Below are 18,625 nucleotides of genomic sequence, written 5' to 3'. Positions count from 1 at the left end.
GCATGCCCGGCCCGACGACTCCCCTGCACGAGCTCGTCGACTCACTGGTCACGCCCACCCGGGCCGATCGGCTGCGCCATGTGGAGGTCCTGGCGCCGCAGGCCCCGAGGTACGCCGCGTGGCCCGACTGGGTCGCTCCGGCGGTCCGCGAGGCGCTGGTCGAGCGGGGGATCGAGCGGCCCTGGCAGCACCAGGTGGCCGCGGCCCAGGCGGCGTACGACGGGCAGCACACGGTGATCTCGACCGGCACCGCATCGGGCAAGTCGCTTGCCTACCAGTTGCCCGCGCTGACCGCGAGCCTCACCCAGCGCGGTCCGCGCGGGGAGCGGGGCGCCACCGCCCTCTACGTGGCGCCGACCAAGGCCCTGGCCCAGGACCAGCTCGCCTCGATCCGCTCGCTCGGGCTCGACATCCGGGTTTCCACCCATGACGGCGACTCGTCGCGTGAACTGCGCGACTGGGCCCGCGACCACGGCGAATACCTGCTTACCAATCCCGACATGCTGCACCGTTCGATGTTGCCCGGGCATGCCCGGTGGGCGCGGTTCTTCAGGTCGCTGCGGTTCGTGGTGATCGACGAGTGCCACCACTACCGCGGCGTCTTCGGCGCGCACGTCTCCCATGTGCTGCGGCGGCTGCAACGCGTCTGCGCGCTCCATGGCGCCACGCCGACCTTCGTGCTCGCCTCGGCCACGGTCGCCGACCCCGACGACATGGGCCAGCGACTGCTCGGAGCGCCGGTCACCGCGGTGACCGAGGACTGCTCCCCGCGAGGCCGGGTCGCGCTGGCGCTGTGGGAGCCGCCGCTGACCGGCCACCAGGGCGAGAACGGGGCCCCGGTACGCCGTGCCGCCTCCTCGGAGGTGGCCGACCTGCTCACCGACCTGGTCGTCGCCGGCGTACGGACCCTGGCCTTCGTCCGCTCCCGCCGTGGCACCGAGCACGTCGCCGCCACCGCGCGCGACCTGCTCGGCGAAGTGGCGCCGGAACTGTCTGCCCGGGTGGCGTCGTACCGCGGTGGCTACCTGCCCGAGGAGCGGCGGGCGCTGGAGCAGCGGCTCCGCTCCGGTGACCTGCTCGGCCTGGCCGCCACCACGGCCCTGGAACTCGGCATCGACGTCAGTGGCCTGGATGCGGTGCTGCTGGCCGGTTTCCCCGGCACCCGCGCGGCCCTGTGGCAGCAGGTGGGGCGCGCCGGGCGCGGTGGGCGTGATGCGCTCGGGCTGATGGTGGCCCGCGACGACCCGCTGGACACCTACCTGGTGCACCACCCGGATGCGTTGCTCAAGGCACCGGTCGAGGCTTCTGTCTTCGATCCGACGAACCATTACGTGCTCGGGCCGCACCTGTGCGCGGCTGCGGAGGAGTCGCCCCTGGTCGAGGCGGACTTCGCCCGGTTCGGGCCCGGTGCCCGCGAGGCGACCGAGGCGCTGGCCGCCGCCGGCCTGTTGCGGCGTCGCGGGGACCGGTGGTTCTGGACCGATGCGCGCCGGGCCAGCGACCTGGCCGACATCCGCTCGACCGGCGGTGCCCCGGTGACGCTGGTGGAGGGCAGCACCGGACGGGTGGTCGGCACCGTGGATGCCTCGGCTGCGCACGGCACCGCCCATGCCGGTGCGGTCTACCTGCACCTGGGCGAGACCTGGTTGGTCTCCTCGCTGGACCTCGACGAGCACGTGGCGACGATGGAGCGCGCGGATCCGGCGTACTCGACCTCGGCGCGGGAGACCACCGACATCCGGATCGTCGCGGAGCGCGAGCACGAGGTGTGGGGGCGGTGCCGACTTGCGTTCGGCGAGGTGGACGTCTCGCACCGGGTGGTCTCATTCCTCAAGCGGCGGATGCCCTCGGGCGAGGTGATCGCCGAGGAACCGCTCGACCTGCCGGAGCGGACGCTGCGCACTGCTGCCGTGTGGTGGACGGTGCCGCCAGCGGTGCTGGCCGATGTTGGCCTGGACCAGGCCGACCTGCCCGGTGCCGCCCACGCCGCCGAGCATGCCTCGATCGGGTTGCTGCCGCTCTTCGCGACGTGCGACCGGTGGGACATCGGCGGGGTGTCGACGGCCCTGCACCCGGACACCGGGATGCTCACGGTCTTCGTCTACGACGGCCACCCGGGTGGCGCCGGCTTCGCCGAGCGCGGGTACGCCGTGGCGCGCGCCTGGCTGGGGGCGACCCGGGCCGTGATCACCGACTGTGCCTGCCCCGACGGCTGCCCCTCGTGCGTGCAATCCCCCAAGTGCGGCAACCAGAACAACCCGCTCGACAAGGCCGCCGCGGTGCGCCTGCTCTATGCCCTGCTCGCCGGCGCCTGAACGCGACCAGCCCTTGCAACGCTCCGTCCATGTGGGTTTGCACCCTGCTGGCGGGGTACAAACCCACCACAAGGGCGCGCAAGTGCTGGCGTACGGGACGCCGACCTACGCCGGGCCGACGTACGCCGTGGTGCGCGGCAGGCCGACCCGGGTCAGCGCAGGAACTGGAGTACGGCGAGCACCCGCCGGTGGGCGGACTCGTCGGGCAGCAGGCCGAGCTTGGCGAAGATGCGCTGGGTGTGCTTCTCGACGCCGCCGAGGGTGACGGTGAGGTGTTCGGCGATGGAGGTGTTCGAGAGGCCCTGCGCCATCAGGCCGAGCACCTCGCGCTCGCGCGGGGTCAGGGACTCCAGGGGGTCCTGGTGGCGGCGCATCAGGTGGCTGATCACCATCGGGTCCATCGCGGTGCCGCCGTCGGCGACGCGTTGCAGCGCGTCGAGGAAGTCGTCGATGTCGCTGACCCGGTCCTTGAGCAGGTAGCCGATGCTGCCCTGTCCCCCGGCGATCAGGTCGTCGGCATAGGCGGCTTCGACGTACTGCGAGAGCACCATCACCGGCGCCGCTGGCCAGGCCCGACGTACCTCGACCGCGGCGCGGAGCCCTTCGTCGGTGTGCGAGGGCGGCATCCGGACGTCGACGATGCTGACGTCGGGGCGGTGCTCGAGCGCCGCGGCGACCAGGGAGGGGCCGTCCCCCACCGAGGCGACGATCTCGTGCCCGGCCTCGGTGAGCAGCAACTGCAGTCCCTCGCGCAGCAGCAACGAGTCGTCCGCGATCACGATCCGCATGCGATCTCCGCCCTGATCATCGTGGGTCCTCCTGCGGGAGAGTCCACCACGAGGGAGCCGTCCGCAGCACGCACCCGCTGGTCGAGCCCGGCCAGCCCGTGTCCCTTGGCGATGTCGGCCCCACCCACACCGTCGTCGCCGACCTCGACGACCAGCCGGTCACCCAGCCGTTCGACGGTAAGGACCGCCCGGGTGGCGCCGCTGTGCTTGGCCACGTTGGTCAGCGCCTCGGAGGCGACGAAGTACGCCGCCGTCTCCACGTGCGGGTCGACCTTGCCGATCTCCTCGATCCGGGTGACCACCTCGATGGTGGACCGGTTCGCGAGCTCGACCAGGGCCACGCGGAGTCCCCGGTCGACCAGGATCGGCGGGGCGATGCCGCGGGAGAGCTGGCGCAGTTCGTCCACGGTCTCCCGGGCCTGGACCAGTGCCTGCTCGATGGTCGAGCGGGCCAGCTCCGGGTCGGTGTCGACCTGCTTGCGGGCGCGGCCCAGGTCCATGGTGAGCCGGACCAGTCGCTGCTGGGGTCCGTCGTGGATGTCCCGTTCGAGGCGCCGCAGTGCCCCGGCCTCGGCAGCCCGGGCGGCGTCGCGGGAGTCGTGGAGCTGGCTCATCTCGGCCTGCAGCTCGGCGCGGCTGGAGAGCATCACCTTGCCGATCGAGGAGTGGACCAGCGCCATCAGGCGCATCGCCAGGGGCAGCGTGAGCAGCGCGAAGATTCCGATGGCCAGCATCAGCAGGCTCTCGGTGGTGCGGCCCTCGCCGAGGCCGATCAGTTCGGCCAGTCCGGTGTTGGCGTCGGATTCGGGCAGCCAGCGTTGCCAGAACCAGTAGCTCAGCCCGCCGGCGACCAGCGACCACCAGACCGTGGTCACCACGAGGAGCCCGATGGCGGTCACGAAGGTGACCAGCGCCCAGAGGACGTCGAGCCAGCCCTGCGGATCGGTCAGCGGGGTGAAGGCACGCCGCAGCCAGCCGGCGTCCTCGGCGCTGCGGTGGTAGCGCGGGGTGGGGGCTTCGGTGTGCAGCATGTTCCGGATCCGGGCCCGTTCGACGTGGGCGAAGCCGCGGGCCGTGAGGACGGTCAGGGCCAGCACCGGGAAGCCGAGCAGGGTGATCGCCAGGCCCGCTCCGAGGGCCAGTCCGCTGATCACCAGCACGAACGCTGGCAGCGCCAGGACCAGCGCGGTGATGTTGTACGCCGAGTCGAGCAGGGTCCGGCGCCACCACGCGGGTGCGGCCCTGCCTGTCGGCTCGGGAGCCATCACCGCCTCCATCTGGATCGTCTGCGTGCTCGGGTCGTACGTCGTCGTCTGGGTCATGGCTCCAACGCTAGGAAGCGTCGCGCTCGTCCACGATCCTGCCAGCACCACACTTGTTGTCGGGGAAACCCGACAACAAGCGGGTCACCCGGGTCCGGCCCGGGCCCGGGCCGTCGGGACGAACCCGTGCCCCAGGAACTCCGGCCCGCTGACCTGGACGTCCACCACGACATCCGACCCCGCCACCACGCAATCGGTGACCTCGGCCCCGTTCGCGGTGGCGATCGTTGTCGCGGCCTCACACGGGTCCCCGCCTTGCTGCAGCGTGGCCGCAGCGGCCAGGGCGGCCAGGTCCGCGGCGGCCTGGGCTTGTCGGTGGGCGGCCCCGGTGGCCGTCACGAAGACGCCGGCCATCCCGAGCAGCACCAGGACCCCGACCAGGGCGACGGCGAGGACGGTGGCCGCCCCGCGCTCCTCACCGGGTCCGGGACCGGGCCGGGAATCAGGCTCACGGCGGCACATCGGCATCCTCCCCCGGCACCGTCTCCAGCAGGGCGGTCGCGGTGCCCTCGGTGGTGCCGGCCAGGTCGAACGGCACCAGCGGCGCCTCGATGCGTGCGGTGACCACGACGACCACCTGGTCGCCGGTGCGGCTGATCTCCACGCGCGCACCGGGCATCACCTGGTGGGCCAGGGCCGTTGCCTCCTCCGGGGATTCGCCACGGGCAATCGCGCGCGCGGCCTCACGAGCCGCGTCGGTGGTCTTCATCTGGTTGACCCCGAAAGCCACCATCCAGATCATCGCCAGGGTGACCGCGACCAGGAGCGGGATGGCCAGTGCCGTCTCCGCGGTCACCGCACCCCGCTCCTGCTCGTGGTGGTTCATCCGATGCCGAGCATCCCGAGCGCATGGTTGAACATGCGCTGCAGCATCTGGTCACCGAATCCCCCGGTGACCAACTGGTAGAGCACGCCGGCGAGTCCGGCACCTGCGGCGGTGCCGACGGCATACTCCGCGGTGGTGATGCCCTCCTCGGACTTCCTCGTCCTGTCCATGTTTCCTCCTTCTCCGGCCACGGGCGTGGCCTGTTGCCTCCACCCTCCGCGAACTCGGCGACGCCGTGGGGGCCGCGCGTGCTGCCTGTGGATGACGAGTGCCGCGCGAGCGCCTGTGGACAACAACCGGGTTTCACCAGGCGATGGCGCGCAGGGAGGCGGCCACCACCGGGACGATGCCGATCAGCAGGAACGCGGGCAGCAGGCAGAGGCCGAGCGGCACCGCGGCCCGGACCCCGACCGCACGGGCGCGGTCCTCGGCATCGGCGCGTGCTTCCCGGTCCAGGTCGGCGCCGAGGCGGCGTACCACCTCGGCCACCGGCGCCCCGGAGCCATGCGCCCGGGCCAGCACCCGCCCGAGCCGTTCCAGCCCGGGCAGGTGGGCAAGTTCGGCCCACACGTCCTCGGCCGGTACGCCGACCGCGAGGCGGCCCTGGGCCCGGCGCAACGCCGCCGTCGGCGGCCCCGGCAACGCCTGGGCCACCTGGCGCAGCGCGTCCTCCAGAGCACAACCGGACGCCAGCACCATGGCCAGCAGTTGCACCACCCGGGGCAGCTCGCGGGCCACCTGCTCGCGCTCGGCACGCAGCCAGGCGGGCTCCATCCGGGCCACTCCCATCCAGACCGCGCAGGCGAGGACCAGTCCGGCAACGACCCCGGCGGCCCCGCCCACCATGGTCGGCCCGGCGAGCCCGGCCAGCGCGGTGAGGGCGAAGCGGTGCCGGCCCAGGCCGGAGCCAGCCTCCGGGTGCCGCCGCGACACGGCACCGGGCCGCAGCGAGAGGCGCGGTGGCAGGGCCAGGACGATGGCCAGCGCCACTGCGACAGCCGCGATCAGCGCCGTCACGACGCTGCTTCCACGGAGCCGGCGATCGACTCGATCCACCACAGCCCGGCCAGCATCAGGCCCAGCCCGCCGGCCAGGCAGGCCAGCCCGAGTGGGGTGGTCAGCAACAGTCCGACCGGGTCGCCCCCGGTGCCCGAGCCGAGCAGCAGTGTCAGCACCGGCAGTGCCGCGACCAGGCGTGCGGTCGAGCGTGCCGAGGACAGTTCGGAGCGGACCACGCGACGGGTGCTGCGCTGGGCCCGCAGCGCCTCCACCACCTCGGCCAAGGCCCCGGACAGCCCGGCGCCGGTGCGCTGGGAGACCTGCCAGGCGGCCGCCACCAGTCGCAGGTCCCCGGCCCCGGGCACGGCGGCCAGGGAACGCAGTGCATCGGGGATGGAACCGCCCAGGTGTTGTGCGGTGGCAATCGAGGCCATCGGCGCCCACACCTCGACGGCGTCGGCCAGGCAGGCCTCCACAGGGCGCCCGGTGGCCAGTTCGGTGGCCAGCGCCTCGCAGGCGTCCTGGACCGATGCGGCGGTGGCCTCGGCGCGGGCCTGGGCCTGCAGGCGCCGGCGCAGCAGCCACCCACCGCCCACGGCCACCAGGCCCAGGCACAACGGGGCCAGGTGCTCGACGGCCAGCACGTCCCCCAGCGCGACCGCCCCGACGGCTCCGGCCCCGGCGAGCAGGACGAGTCCAGCCCTGCGGCCACCGCGTGGCACCGGGCCGAGCAGCAGTACGGCGCCTGCGGCACTGGCTGCGGCCACGACGGCGGCGCTCATCGCCCGAGCCGATCCATCAGGTCCTCGATGCCTGCGCCTTCGCGGGCCGTGCCCTCGGCGGTGAACCGCACCGCGGACTCCATCCTGACCAGGCCGTCGGGGCGCTGGCGCGGCACCGCCACCTCGGCCAGGCGGCGTTGTCCGGTGGCGTCGCGGACCAGGTGCAGCACCGCATCGATGGCGGAGGCGAACTGGCTGTGCGCGGCCTCGCGGGTGAGCCCGGCAGGCAGTGCCAGTGCCTCGATCCGGGCCGGTACGTCGGCCGCGGAGTTGGCGTGCACGGTGCCGCATCCACCCTCGTGACCGGTGTTGAGTGCGGCCAGGAGGTCGGTGACCTCACCCCCGCGGACCTCACCGACCACGAGCCGATCCGGGCGCATCCGCAGCGCCTGGCGGACCAGCACCTGCATCGGCACCGCACCCGCGCCCTCGACGTTGGCGGTCCGCGCCTCGAGCCCCACCACGTGTGGATGCGCCGGTCGCAGTTCGCTGGCGTCCTCGACCAGGACCAGGCGGTGCGTGGGGTCGACCTCGGTCAGCATGGCGGCCAGCAACGTGGTCTTCCCGCTCCCGGTGCCGCCGGAGACGAGGAAGGAGAGGTTCGCCGCGACGATGCGCCGCAGCAACAGCAGTCCGGGACGGGCGAACGCCCCCTGCTCCCCCAGGTCGGTCAGGCTCCGCCCGGTGCGACTGGGCACCCGCAGCGAGATCACCGTGCCCGGGCGGGCCAGCGGCGCGAGCACGGCATGGCAACGGGTGCCGTCGGCCAGGCGTACGTCGACCCACGGTGTCGCATCGTCGAGGCGGCGCCCTCCCCCGGCCGCCAACCGCTGGGCGAGGCGGCGTACGGCGGGTTCCCCGGGGAAGGTGATCCCGGCCGGTTCCAGCCCGTGGCCCCGGTCGATCCAGACCTGGTCGGCGCCGTTGACCAGCACGTCGGTGACCCCGGGCATCCGCAACAGCGGATCGAGCGGCCCGGCGCCGAGTACGTCGGAGCGCAATGCCTCGTGGACGGCCAGGACGGTCTCGTCCCCGACCGGGCGGCCCGCGGCGCGCAGGGCCTCGGCCACCCGTTGGGGCGTCAGTTCTTCCCCGGTGGTGGCCAGGCGCTCGCGTGCTTCCTCCAGCAGGTCGGGTGGTGCGGTGTTCATGCCGCGGTGTCGGCATGGGCGTCACGCGCGACCTCGGGCACGCAGTCCGCCAGCACGGATTCGGCTGCCTTGGCGAGCACGGATCGTCGCGACTTGATCGGTCCCTGGCCCAGGTCGATCGCTTCGTCGAGGCCGCGCTGGTCGCCCATCACGGTGATCACCGGGGCGCCGACCACCCGGGCTGCCTCCGCCGCCCCGATCCCGGTGCCGCGGACCACCTGGGCCAGCGGGCCCGAGGTGAGTGCCCGCTCGACGAAGCGCGCCGCAGAAGCCAGGCCGGGGACGGTGGCCCGGGTGACCACGACCAGGTGCTGGCACCGCGCCATCACCTCCTCGGCCAGGTCACCGGTGCGCGGCAGGTCGAGGACCACCACCCCGTGGCCGCGGACGGCGGCCGAGAGCGCGGCGCGGACGGCGAACGGTTGGGCGTCCGCGGTGGTGGCGCCGCTGCCCCAGGTCAGCACGCCGAGGTCGTTGCGCCGGGGCAGCGACTCGCGGAAGGCCCGGGCACCGAGGCGACCGGTGGACTGTTGCAGGGCGTCCCAGCGGACCCCTTCACTGCGTTCCATCCCCAGGACGGTGTCGACCCCGGGGCCGAGCGGGTCCAGGTCGAGCAGGCAGGTGGGCGTCCGGTGCGCCGCGATCTCCGCCAAGGCACAGGCGAACGTGGTGGCACCGGCACCCCCGGAGCCGCCCACGACCCCGATGGTGACGGCGTCGAGGTCGAGGCGTTCCCCGGATTCGGCGAGCACCTCCAGCACCCAACTGTCGGAGCGGGGCAACTCGGCGACGTTCTCGACGCCGAGGGTGAGCGCGACCCGGAACACCTCGTCGGGCAGGCGGCCCCAGCCGATCAGGTGGACCCCGGCCCTGCGGCCCGGTTCGATGGCGGCCACCTCGGCGGCCAGGTCCACGCCGACCAGGACCAGGGAGGCGTTGCCCCAGCCGCCCAGCGCGGCCGCCGGGTCGCCGACGATGTCCGGGCTGACTCCAGCAGCAGCACAGAGGCGCGCCAACTCGTCGAGTAGCGCCTGGTCACGGGAGATGATCAGTGGATTGGTCATGGCCCAAGGCTGCTCCGGTGCGCCTGTGCGCGCAGTCCGCTCCGCCCGGCCTGTGGAAAACCCTCGCACCCGGGGAGCCTGTGGACAACACGTGGGTCCACGCCTCGTCTAGGGTGACCACATGCCTGCTCCGGCCGGCCGGCAAGCGGCCTTCTTCGACCTCGACAAGACGATCATCGCCAAGTCGAGCGCGCTTGCCTTCTCCCGGCCGTTCCACGCCGGTGGCCTGATCACCCGCCGCGCTGCGCTGCGTACGGCGTACGCACAGTTCGTCTTCCTGGTCGGCGGCGCCGACCACGACCAGATGGAGAAGGTCCGCCACTTCATGTCGCAACTGGTGGAAGGGTGGGACGTGGCCACGGTGACCGAGATCGTCGCGGACACGCTGCACAACATCGTCGACCCGCTGGTCTATGACGAGGCAGTCACCCTGATCGAGGAGCACCACCTGGCCGGGCGCGAAGTGATCATCGTGTCGACCTCCGGCTCGGAAGTGGTCGGCCCGATCGGGGAGATGCTCGGCGCGGACCGGGTGATCGCGACCCGGATGGAGATCGTCGACGGGAAGTATACCGGCCAGATCGACTACTACGCCTACGGCGAGACGAAGGCCGAGGCGATCCGCGAGCTTGCCGCCACCGAGGGGTTCGACCTGGCCCGGTGCTATGCCTACAGCGACTCGATCACCGACGCCCCGATGCTCAGCGCGATCGGCCACCCGTTCGCCGTCAACCCGGACAAGGACCTGCGCAAGCTGGCCGCCGAGAAGCAGTGGCCGGTGCTGGTCTTCAGCCGACCGGTGGCGCTGGGACGACGGATGCACCTGCCCGGCGCGAAGCCGACGCTGGCCGCCCTCGCGGTCGGCGGCCTGGTCGTGGCCGGGGGTGCCGTCGTGGCCGGCCTCCGCAAGCGGAACAAGCCGGCCTGAGCAGCATCAAATCGGGCGGAAGTCAAGGCTTGAAAGCGTCACGGAAGCGGCGTACACATGGAGACAACAATTCAAGAGTTTGCACGCAGACCGGGGACCCACGCGGCGATCTACCCTTCTTCAGGGCGCTTGTCAGGACGGGATACTCCCGCGACAGCAGTTAGATGTTGCACGCCTGTTACCCAGGCCTTGCGTGCCAGCGGCGGCACCCGGATCCACACGTCCGGGTGCCGCTTGCATTTCAGCCCGGGCGTGCCGGCTCAGTCCCGCACCGGGCTCTTCTCGGCCGCCAGCGCATAAGCCTCGGTGGCATAGAGCAACCACGCATGTACGCCGTTGCTGCCGCCGGCGTTGGCATAGGCACGCAGGTTGGACTCGTACTCCGCGCGCAGGTGCAGGTGCGCCGCCTCGGGGACCAGTAGGGACTTCTCGTCGACGCCGCGCGCCACCAGGACCAGCCGCTCGGCGGCGCGGGCCACGATGCCGTTGTGCGAAGCGAACGGGGCAGCGGTGGCCAGTTGAGCATGCACGATCGCGGCGACCAGCATCGCCGGCGCCGTGGTCGGAGCAAGCAGGGTCGCGGAGAGTTCACGCAGTCCCTGGGCTGCCTCGGCGTCACGCGGCCGCCCGAGGCGTTCCTCGTCCACGGCGCCCTTGCCGGCCAGGGCATGCAGGCGGGCGAAGGCCTGCAACGGGGCGGTGCGCAGGGTCGGGACCAGGGAGAGCGCCTCGGTGGAGACCCGGATCGCGGCCTGGCCGGTCTCGTCACTCGCACCGGCGCGGATCTCCTCCGGCGTCGAGGTGGAGCCTTCCAGCAGGGCGCTGGCCACCGCGCCGCGCAGCAACGATTCCGTGGTCAGCCCGGGGGCGGTCTTGCGCAGGCCCCGATCGCGGAGCATCGCGTCGACTCCGTCGCGGGTGGCAGCGAAGCCGGACGGGATCCCCTCCAGCACGGTGAGGGAGGCCAACGGGTCAGCGCCGGGGACAGTGCTCATGGCAGTCAACGCTAGAGGTCCGGTGATCGGCGACCGCCAGCAGGTAGCCTCGCACCAATGGACCCGCAGAGCAGCCCCGCACACCACGACTTCCCGGCCGAGGCCGTCACCTGGCTCCTCGGCGCCTCCGCACGCACCGTGGCCGTGCTCGGCGAGGCCACCATCGCCGCGGCGTGCTCGGCGCAGGGCCACGACGTCACCGACGTGGTCAACGGGGCGAGTGCGCGTGCCCTGCCGTTCCCGGACAGCTCGGTGGATGTCGTCGTCTCCCCACGGATCGTGCCGCACGACCTGGCGGAGATCACCCGGGTGCTGCGTCCCGGTGGTCAGCTCGCGCTGGTCCGCTCGGTGCGCGATCGGCGGATCCCGTGGGCCCGCAAGCTCGATGCGGCACTCGGGGTGCCCGATCCGGCCAGCGCGCCGGCGTCCCGGGTGGCCGACTCCGCTCTCTTCGGGACCGTGGCCGAGGAGTCGTTCCGGCACTGGCAGACCGTCACCGCCGACACCCTGGCCGACGTCGTCGCTGCCGACGTGGCGCACCTGGGCGAGGCCGAGCGAGCCGAACGCCTGGCCGCAGCTGCCGCGCTGTACGCCGACTACGGCCGCGGCATGGACGGCATGCAGTTGCCGTGGATCAGCGAATGCTTCCGGGCAACGCTGGTGGAGAAGTCGGCTTCCGAGGCAGCAGCAGCCGAGGAATCCGACGAAGGGACCACGAGAACGGACCGATCTGACGAGGCAGCCTCCGCCGACGAGGTCCGTGACAATTCCGCTCCCCAGGACGGCTCAGACTCCGACCTGCTGCTGATCGACTTCCGCTGAGTGCGGCGAGTTGGCTCCACAGCCCGCCACTCAGGCTGCGTGAGTCAACCTGTCACCCGATCGCGCAGCAGTCCCGATCATCGTGGACCGGGCCGCTTCACCTTGCCCTTCTTGGACTTGCCGAACACCGACCACCAGCCATTGTCCGAGCAGATCCGCCACGCGGTCCGCCCGGACATCGGCTCACCGGCCTCACGGGCTTCGTCGGCCAGGAACCAGTGCCCGAATTCGGGGTCGTCGCGGTGGGCATCGAACAACGCGTTGGCGCGGTAGGCCTCGACCAATTCGGACGCGGTCACTGGTTGGGCCAGCCATCGGTAGTACGGCTGGCGAGCGATCTTCAGCACCCGGCACGTCACCGTGACGGGGACCCCGTCATCGGCCAACTCGCGGACGAGCGGGTACATCATTTTCCCGGCAGGTTCGCCTGCGACAGATACGCCGCTGCCCGGCGCAGGACCTCGTTCTCCTGCTCCAGCAACCGCAACCGCTTCTTCAGCTCACGGTTCTCGACACGCTCAGCATCAGTAACACCAGGCCTGGTCCCGTCCTCGACATCAGCCTTCGCCAACCAGTTCCTCAAACACGACTCACTGATCCCGAAATCGGCAGCGACCTGCTTGAGAGGGACATCAGGCTCACGGTTCCTCGCGACACGGACCACGTCCTCGCGGAACTCCTTGGGAAACGGCTTCGGCACAATGCACATCCTTCCAGCAGCACCTCACGGCACCACAGATCAGATGTCACCTAAACGTGCAGCAGTCCCGAAATCCACGCCAGGTCGTGACTACTCCAGTCCGGTCAGGACTGGCCCTTGATCTGCTTCACCAGCAGGTTGGTCGCGTTGACGAACTGGGTCCGCGTCAGGTTGACGTCCAGGTATTCACCATCGGCGTAGGTGTCACCACGCACCCGCATGTCCACCACATAGGGACCGGTGCGGAAGTGGAGCACGTACGACGATCCCGTCCAGCGCAGGACGGCAGCGTCGGCGTCCGTCTTGATCGCGGTGCTGTCCTCGTCCTCGAGGTAGTAGGCGATCTCCTCCTGCGCGGAAGCCGCATCCGGGAACGCGGCAATGTCGAACACGACGTACACCGATCCACGACGTCCATAGCGCTGCTCCGACTTGGTCAACGCCGTGTCGTCGGCGACGGAGAAGCCGTCGAACGAGCGGGAGCAACTGCCCTCGATGCCGTACTCGGCACGTGAGCTGGTCGGATCGGGCAGGGCCAGCGGCAGCGGCTCCCGCTCTACGCTCTCGTTGGGTGCCGCCCCCGTCATCTTCTCGAAGGTCTCCGCGCTGAGCACCGCACACGGCTCGAGGAGCTGGGTCTCCCCGAGCGTGTCGCTCGCACCGAAGGACAGGCTCGGCGCCTGGGACAGGGACGGGTCATTGGCGTTGGTCAGCACGATTGCCCTGGCCCGGGCGAACTGGGACAGGACGACGTCGGCGTCGGGGGCCACATCTGCCTCATAGCTCATCCGGATGATCCGGCTGCCCACGATCAACGCGAAGTCCCGGGTGCCGCCGGAGCGGTCCCCGAACCCGGCCACCACCAGCCCGTCGACCTGGGCGAGCGTTGCATTGCGGGGGCGCTGGAAGACCTTGTAGCCGTCCTCCAGGTGGGCCAGCAGCGCCGCGGCTGCCGGGTCGTCACCGACGTCGGCTGCCCGGAAGGCAGTCATCGCTGCCTCCACCTCGTCGGTGTCGAAACCGATCCGCTCGATCAACTCGCTGCCGCTCGCGGCCGGCTCCACCATCTGCCGCACGTAGATGGAGAACCCCCAGTCGCCGTAGTAGTCACAACTGGTCACCACCGAGCTGGCGTCGTTGCGCGGATCCGGCAGGCTCGAGTCCAGATAGGTCTCATAGAGCCGCACATCGGGATCCAGCGACCCGAAGATCGACTCCACCGACGAACGCGGCAACAGTTGGCACGGACTCAGGTAGCGCTCCTTGCCGACGCTGATCTCCTCCACCGGGGCCAACACGTCGTTACCGCTCGTCGCCGCCGGCAGGGAGGTGGCGGCCTCGCCGCCGACGGCACCCAGCTTCGGCGTCTCCGGTTCGCTCTTCGTCAGGGCCACGACCCAGATCACGGACGTGGCAATGACGGCCAGCACGACGAGGGGAAGCAGGACGAACTTCACGGCGCGATTCACGGCGTACTCTCTGCCCCGTCCCGGATGTCGTGAAACGTCTATCGTGGCTCCATGGCGTTCGGCTGGCGACGTACCCACCTCGGCACGGAGGCCGACCGCGCCACCTTCCGGACCCTGCACACCGCCTCCCTGGCCTCCCCGGCGCTCCGCGAAGGGCTGACCACGGCCAGCGCCGAGCGGAGCGTGCGCCATCTGCGCACCCTGCTCGGCACGCCGGCAGTCGCGGTCACCGACACGGCCGGCCTGCTTGCCTGGGACGGCACCGGCGAGCACCACACCCACCAGTGCGCAGGCGTGATCGCCCACGCCGTGGAGGACGGCAGCACCCACGTCGTGGGCCACCAGCAACTGCCCTGCACCGAACCGAACTGCCCGATCCGCTTCGCCATCGTCTCCCCGCTGGTCGTCGAGGACCGCATCGTCGGCACCCTGCAGGCCTTCACCGGGAACGCCACCGCCGGGCTGGTCCGCGCCTCGGACGAGGTCGCCACCTGGGTCTCGGGGCAACTCGAGCTGGCCGAGCTGGATGCCTCGCGCAACCGATTGATCCAGGCCGAGGTGCGGGCCCTGCGGGCGCAGATCTCCCCGCACTTCATCTACAACTCCCTCGGCGCCATCGCCTCCTTCGTCCGCACCGATCCGGACCGGGCCCGCGAGCTCCTGCTCGAGTTCGCCGACTTCACCCGCTACTCGTTCCGCCGGCACGGCGAGTTCACCACCCTGGCCGAGGAGTTGCGCTCCGTGGAGCGTTATCTGCTGCTCGAGCAGGCTCGATTCGGTGACCGGCTCGCGGTCACCCTGCGGGTCGCCCCGGAGGTGCTGCCGGTCGCGGTGCCGTTCCTGTGCATCCAGCCCCTGGTCGAGAACGCGGTGCGCCACGGCCTGGCCGGCACCGCCGGAGCGGAAGCCGAGGTCGGCAGGATCGACATCGTCGCTCGTGACCTGGACCATGAGTGCCTGATCGAGGTGGAGGACAACGGCACCGGCGAGGACCCTGAGCAGATGCGTGCCGCCATCTGGGGCACCGACCCGGCCAGTTCCCCGCACGATGACAACGACCATGTCGGCCTGGCCAATGTAGATGCCCGCCTGCGCAACACCTTCGGCGACGACTACGGCCTGGTCGTGGAGACCGCACCGAACGCCGGCACCAAAGTGATCGTCCGCGTCCCCAAGTTCACCCCCGGAGTCCACCCATGAGCCCCGACCCTGCCACCGCCGACCGCACCAGCAGGCCCGCCCGCACCGGACTGCGGGTGCTCGCTGTCGATGACGAACCGCCAGCCCTGGACGAGTTGACCTTCCTCCTCGACCGGGACCCGCGGATCGCGGAGATCCACTCCACCGACTCGGCCACGGAGGCACTGCGGCTGCTCCAGGAGGTCGAGGTCGACGCAGTCTTCTTGGACATCCAGATGCCCGCCCTGACCGGCGTGGAGCTGGCGCAGGTGCTGGCCCGCTTCAAGACCCCTCCGCTCTTCGTCTTCGTCACTGCCCACGACCAGCACGCCGTCGAGGCCTTCGACCTGCACGCGGTCGACTACGTGCTCAAACCAGTCCGGGAGGAGCGCCTGGCCGAAGCGGTCCGCCGCCTGCTCGACGCGGGAGGGACGGCGCCAGCCCCGGCCGATCCGCAGATTGCCGTGGAACTGGGTGGCGTGACCCGGTTCATCCAGCGCTCCGCGGTGCGGTACGTCGAGGCGCAAGGTGATTACGCCCGGTTGCACACCGCGCAGGGCTCTCACCTGATCCGCAGTCCGTTGAGTGCGCTCGAGGAGGAGTGGGCCGCAGCCGGTTTCGTCAGGATCCACCGCTCCCTGCTGGTCGCCCTTGCGCACATCGACCATGTCCGGATGGAGTCGGGCCGGTGCACCGTGACCGTCGGCGAGACACAGTTGAAGGTGAGCCGCCGGCACACCCGCGAACTGCGCGAGATCCTGGTCAACTCCCGCACCGGATCATCATGAACGAGGACCCCGCTCCGCGGGTCCGGATCTCCGGCCCGCACCCGAACCGCCGCGGCGTCTCACGTCCGGTCCGGCGACAGATCGATGACGAGACCCCACTCGGCGCGATCTACATGGGCTCACTTCTGCGCGACCAAGCCAAGTTGGCACTGCGCACCCTACTGGTCCTGGGCGCGAGCCTGGGCAGCCTGCCGCTGACCTTCCACCTCTTCCCCACCTTGGCCGAGAGCAGGGTCCTTGGCCTCCCGCTGCCCTACCTCGCTCTCGGGATCGCGGTCTATCCATTCCTGGTCCTCCTCGGCTGGGTCCATGTCCGTGCCGCGGAGGGCAACGAGCGCGCCTTCACCGACCTGGTCGAGGAGGACGATCGTTGAGGCACGCCATGGTGACCGATCACAGTGCCCTGCCTGCTGTCCTGGCCGTCGTCCTGGTCACACTGGCCACCCTCGCCATCGGCACCTGGGGTCTGCGGTTCTCCCGCACCACCAGCGACTTCCTGGTCGCCTCACGCACCGTCCGCCCGCGGCTCAACGCGTCGGCGATCGGCGGCGAATACCTCTCCGCAGCATCCTTCCTCGGCGTTGCCGGACTGGTGATGGTCTTCGGTGCCGACATGCTCTGGTATCCGGTCGGCTGGACGGCCGGATATCTGGTCCTGCTGGTCCTGGTTGCCGCGCCGCTGCGCCGTTCCGGCGCCTACACGCTTCCCGACTTCGCCGAGGCACGGCTGGCCTCGCGCCGGGTCCGAGCGGCCTGCTCGGTGATCGTGCTCGCTGTCGGGTGGCTCTATCTCGTGCCCCAGTTCCAAGGTGCCGGTATCACGCTCCACTCCGTCATCGGCCTGCCCAACTGGGTCGGCGCAGCCAGCGTCGCGACGATCGTCCTGATCAACGTCGTCTCCGGGGGGATGCGTAGCATCACCTTCGTCCAAGCGTTCCAGTACTGGCTGAAACTGACTGCTCTGCTGGTCCCCGCCATCTTTCTCGTCATCGCCTGGATCGGGGACGGCGCCCCACACCCGGTGGACGCCCCGAACTCGGGCACCAGCGCCGAACTGTGGACCCTGCCCCTGAGCAGCGGCGGACACGGCCTCTACCTGACCTATTCGCTGATCATGGCAACGTTCCTCGGCACCATGGGATTGCCGCACGTCGTGGTCCGCTTCTACACCAACCCCGACGGCCAGGCCGCCCGCCGGACCACGCTGACTGTGCTGGCCCTGTTGGGCTTCTTCTATCTCCTGCCACCGGTCTATGGCGCCCTGGGCCGGGTGTACGCCGACGAGGTCGCGGCCACGGGACGGACCGACGTACTGGTTCTGGAACTGCCGCAACTGATGCTGCCCGGCACCACCGGCGACCTGCTGACCGCGCTCATCGTCGGCGGCGCCTTCGCCGCGTTCCTCTCCACCTCCTCGGGCCTGGCCATCGCTGTCGCTGGGGTGATCGGTCAGGAGATCACCCGCGGTCGCCTCGGCAGGTGGCGCCCCAGCGGGATCACCGCGTTCCGCACGGCCGCCGTGGTGGCCGTGTCGATCCCGTGCTCCATGGCGCTGCTCAGCCCCGACCTGGGGGTGGCCCGGGCCGTGGGGCTCGCCTTCGCGGTGGCTGCCTCGACATTCTGTCCGCTGCTCGTGTTGGGGATCTGGTGGCGTGGCCTCACCGCGACCGGCGCCCTGGCCGGCCTCCTGGTCGGCGGCACCGGCTGCGGCTTTGCGGTGGGCTGGTCGCTCTTCAACACCCCCGGCGACAATTGGGCCGGCGCCCTGATCAGTCAGCCCGCCGCGTGGAGCGTGCCCGCGGCCTTCCTGACCATGTGGCTGGTCTCGTTGGCCACGCGGCGTTCAGTGCCCGGACACGTACGCCGCTTCATGGTGCGGCTGCACACTCCCGAGGGTGTGGACCTGGACCGCGGCTGATCAACCTCGGGTCAGCAACCAGGCCGCCCGGGCCGCAAGCGCTCCACCCCCGATGACGAGGACCAGTCCGGGACCGGGCTGCCAGCCGGCGAAGCCGACCAGGCCGAGCACGTGGACCACCTGCCAGATCGGGATGCCGATGGCGACCACCGCCAGGATCCCGGCTTGGGCAGCAGCCAAGGCACGCACCGGCACCAGCGCACCGGCCAAGCCGAGGACCGCGGCGTAGAAGGTCCAGATGCCAGGACCCTGGGCGCCGGAGACCGAACCCAGCGAGGTCGTCAGCCAGGGCATGAACGAGCCGAGCAACACCATGACTACGGCGCCGGCGAGCGACTTGCGACCGGTGCCGGTGCGCGTCGGGGACGCCGTCGTACGCCCTGGGGAGGGGTTGGTGCGAGCCCGCGGGCCACTTGCCTTGGGGAGTGCTGGACTGGTCATGGGACGAGCCTAGGGCGCCTCAGATCCGGCGGCGTCCCCCGACGCACGCAGTTCGACCGTTCGTCGTGGGACGAACGGCACGGCGGGCACGACGAGTGGTCCCGTGGGCGGTCCGGCGCGCTCATCCGCAGGCCCGTC

The 18,625-nt window shown here is 71.1% G+C and carries 21 protein-coding genes; 7 read left to right on the top strand and 14 right to left on the bottom strand.

Features of this window, described 5'->3' with window-relative positions; all coding sequences use genetic code 11:
• Nucleotides 1-2 precede the first annotated feature (2 nt).
• Entirely contained in the window at nt 3-2,315 is a 2,313-nt protein-coding gene (locus tag Q9R27_RS01265) for a DEAD/DEAH box helicase (RefSeq protein WP_311250508.1), read from the top strand.
• A 152-nt stretch (nt 2,316-2,467) separates the two neighbouring features.
• Here Q9R27_RS01265 and Q9R27_RS01260 read toward each other — a convergent pair whose 3' ends face one another.
• From Q9R27_RS01260 to ssd, 9 genes are all read right to left on the bottom strand, one after another.
• A complete protein-coding gene (locus Q9R27_RS01260; protein ID WP_311250507.1) occupies nt 2,468-3,103 on the bottom strand; it encodes a response regulator transcription factor in 636 nt (211 codons plus the stop codon).
• On the bottom strand, nt 3,091-4,425 hold the full coding sequence (locus Q9R27_RS01255; RefSeq protein ID WP_311250506.1) for a sensor domain-containing protein: 1,335 nt from the start codon (nt 4,423-4,425) through the stop codon (nt 3,091-3,093). Before Q9R27_RS01255 ends, Q9R27_RS01260 begins: the two co-directional genes overlap by 13 nt.
• Before the next feature lie 84 nt (nt 4,426-4,509).
• The gene (locus Q9R27_RS01250) at nt 4,510-4,887 is read right to left on the bottom strand and encodes an Rv3654c family TadE-like protein (RefSeq protein WP_311250505.1); all 378 of its coding nucleotides are present in this window, start codon (nt 4,885-4,887) and stop codon (nt 4,510-4,512) included.
• Complete coding sequence (locus tag Q9R27_RS01245) at nt 4,874-5,251, bottom strand: TadE family type IV pilus minor pilin (protein WP_311250504.1); 378 nt, start codon at nt 5,249-5,251, stop codon at nt 4,874-4,876. The genes Q9R27_RS01250 and Q9R27_RS01245 overlap by 14 nt, the downstream gene beginning before the upstream one ends.
• A complete protein-coding gene (locus tag Q9R27_RS01240; protein ID WP_311250503.1) occupies nt 5,248-5,421 on the bottom strand; it encodes a DUF4244 domain-containing protein in 174 nt (57 codons plus the stop codon). The genes Q9R27_RS01245 and Q9R27_RS01240 overlap by 4 nt, the downstream gene beginning before the upstream one ends.
• Before the next feature lie 133 nt (nt 5,422-5,554).
• Complete coding sequence (locus Q9R27_RS01235; protein WP_311250502.1) at nt 5,555-6,268, bottom strand: type II secretion system F family protein; 714 nt, start codon at nt 6,266-6,268, stop codon at nt 5,555-5,557.
• Complete coding sequence (locus Q9R27_RS01230) at nt 6,265-7,032, bottom strand: hypothetical protein (RefSeq protein WP_311250501.1); 768 nt, start codon at nt 7,030-7,032, stop codon at nt 6,265-6,267. Before Q9R27_RS01230 ends, Q9R27_RS01235 begins: the two co-directional genes overlap by 4 nt.
• Nucleotides 7,029-8,183: a TadA family conjugal transfer-associated ATPase gene (locus Q9R27_RS01225; protein WP_311250500.1), complete on the bottom strand. Its 1,155-nt coding sequence runs from the start codon at nt 8,181-8,183 to the stop codon at nt 7,029-7,031. The genes Q9R27_RS01230 and Q9R27_RS01225 overlap by 4 nt, the downstream gene beginning before the upstream one ends.
• On the bottom strand, nt 8,180-9,247 hold the full coding sequence (gene ssd, locus Q9R27_RS01220; RefSeq protein WP_311250499.1) for a septum site-determining protein Ssd: 1,068 nt from the start codon (nt 9,245-9,247) through the stop codon (nt 8,180-8,182). Before ssd ends, Q9R27_RS01225 begins: the two co-directional genes overlap by 4 nt.
• Nucleotides 9,248-9,368: 121 nt before the next feature.
• On the opposite strand from ssd, the gene Q9R27_RS01215 reads away from it, so the two are divergent.
• Nucleotides 9,369-10,175: an HAD family hydrolase gene (locus tag Q9R27_RS01215; RefSeq protein WP_311250498.1), complete on the top strand. Its 807-nt coding sequence runs from the start codon at nt 9,369-9,371 to the stop codon at nt 10,173-10,175.
• Nucleotides 10,176-10,435: 260 nt separating this feature from the next.
• On the opposite strand, the gene Q9R27_RS01210 is transcribed toward Q9R27_RS01215, so the two are convergent.
• Nucleotides 10,436-11,170 carry an oxidoreductase gene (locus tag Q9R27_RS01210; protein ID WP_311250497.1) on the bottom strand — a complete coding sequence of 245 codons (735 nt, stop codon included), beginning with the start codon at nt 11,168-11,170 and terminating at the stop codon, nt 10,436-10,438.
• A 57-nt stretch (nt 11,171-11,227) separates the two neighbouring features.
• Between Q9R27_RS01210 and Q9R27_RS01205 the strand changes: the two genes are divergently transcribed.
• Nucleotides 11,228-11,992, top strand: coding sequence for a methyltransferase domain-containing protein (locus tag Q9R27_RS01205; protein WP_311250496.1), 765 nt, complete (start codon nt 11,228-11,230; stop codon nt 11,990-11,992).
• Between the two features lie 77 nt (nt 11,993-12,069).
• Here Q9R27_RS01205 and Q9R27_RS01200 read toward each other — a convergent pair whose 3' ends face one another.
• The 3 genes from Q9R27_RS01200 to Q9R27_RS01190 form a co-directional block, all read right to left on the bottom strand.
• Nucleotides 12,070-12,402: a hypothetical protein gene (locus tag Q9R27_RS01200; RefSeq protein WP_311250495.1), complete on the bottom strand. Its 333-nt coding sequence runs from the start codon at nt 12,400-12,402 to the stop codon at nt 12,070-12,072.
• Nucleotides 12,399-12,692: a transposase gene (locus Q9R27_RS01195; protein ID WP_311250494.1), complete on the bottom strand. Its 294-nt coding sequence runs from the start codon at nt 12,690-12,692 to the stop codon at nt 12,399-12,401. Before Q9R27_RS01195 ends, Q9R27_RS01200 begins: the two co-directional genes overlap by 4 nt.
• A 104-nt stretch (nt 12,693-12,796) precedes the next feature.
• The gene (locus tag Q9R27_RS01190) at nt 12,797-14,149 is read right to left on the bottom strand and encodes a hypothetical protein (protein ID WP_311250493.1); all 1,353 of its coding nucleotides are present in this window, start codon (nt 14,147-14,149) and stop codon (nt 12,797-12,799) included.
• Nucleotides 14,150-14,212: 63 nt separating this feature from the next.
• Here Q9R27_RS01190 and Q9R27_RS01185 point away from each other — a divergent pair, with 63 nt between their 5' ends.
• Genes Q9R27_RS01185 through Q9R27_RS01170 form a run of 4 tightly spaced genes read left to right on the top strand, consistent with a single transcriptional unit; the run spans nt 14,213 to nt 18,046 of the window.
• Nucleotides 14,213-15,361: a histidine kinase gene (locus Q9R27_RS01185; protein WP_311250492.1), complete on the top strand. Its 1,149-nt coding sequence runs from the start codon at nt 14,213-14,215 to the stop codon at nt 15,359-15,361.
• The gene (locus tag Q9R27_RS01180) at nt 15,358-16,128 is read left to right on the top strand and encodes a LytTR family DNA-binding domain-containing protein (RefSeq protein ID WP_311250491.1); all 771 of its coding nucleotides are present in this window, start codon (nt 15,358-15,360) and stop codon (nt 16,126-16,128) included. Before Q9R27_RS01185 ends, Q9R27_RS01180 begins: the two co-directional genes overlap by 4 nt.
• Nucleotides 16,125-16,502 carry a hypothetical protein gene (locus tag Q9R27_RS01175; protein WP_311250490.1) on the top strand — a complete coding sequence of 126 codons (378 nt, stop codon included), beginning with the start codon at nt 16,125-16,127 and terminating at the stop codon, nt 16,500-16,502. The genes Q9R27_RS01180 and Q9R27_RS01175 overlap by 4 nt, the downstream gene beginning before the upstream one ends.
• Before the next feature lie 8 nt (nt 16,503-16,510).
• Complete coding sequence (locus Q9R27_RS01170; RefSeq protein ID WP_397219635.1) at nt 16,511-18,046, top strand: cation acetate symporter; 1,536 nt, start codon at nt 16,511-16,513, stop codon at nt 18,044-18,046.
• Here the strand turns inward: Q9R27_RS01170 and Q9R27_RS01165 are convergent, their stop codons facing one another.
• Nucleotides 18,047-18,487 carry a hypothetical protein gene (locus Q9R27_RS01165; protein ID WP_311250488.1) on the bottom strand — a complete coding sequence of 147 codons (441 nt, stop codon included), beginning with the start codon at nt 18,485-18,487 and terminating at the stop codon, nt 18,047-18,049.
• Nucleotides 18,488-18,625: the final 138 nt, after the last annotated feature.

The organism is Nocardioides sp. AE5 (assembly GCF_031844485.1).
GTDB lineage: Bacteria > Actinomycetota > Actinomycetes > Propionibacteriales > Nocardioidaceae > Nocardioides.
Note: the sequence above shows the minus strand (reverse complement) of the source record. Positions and strands in the feature narration are given on the sequence as shown.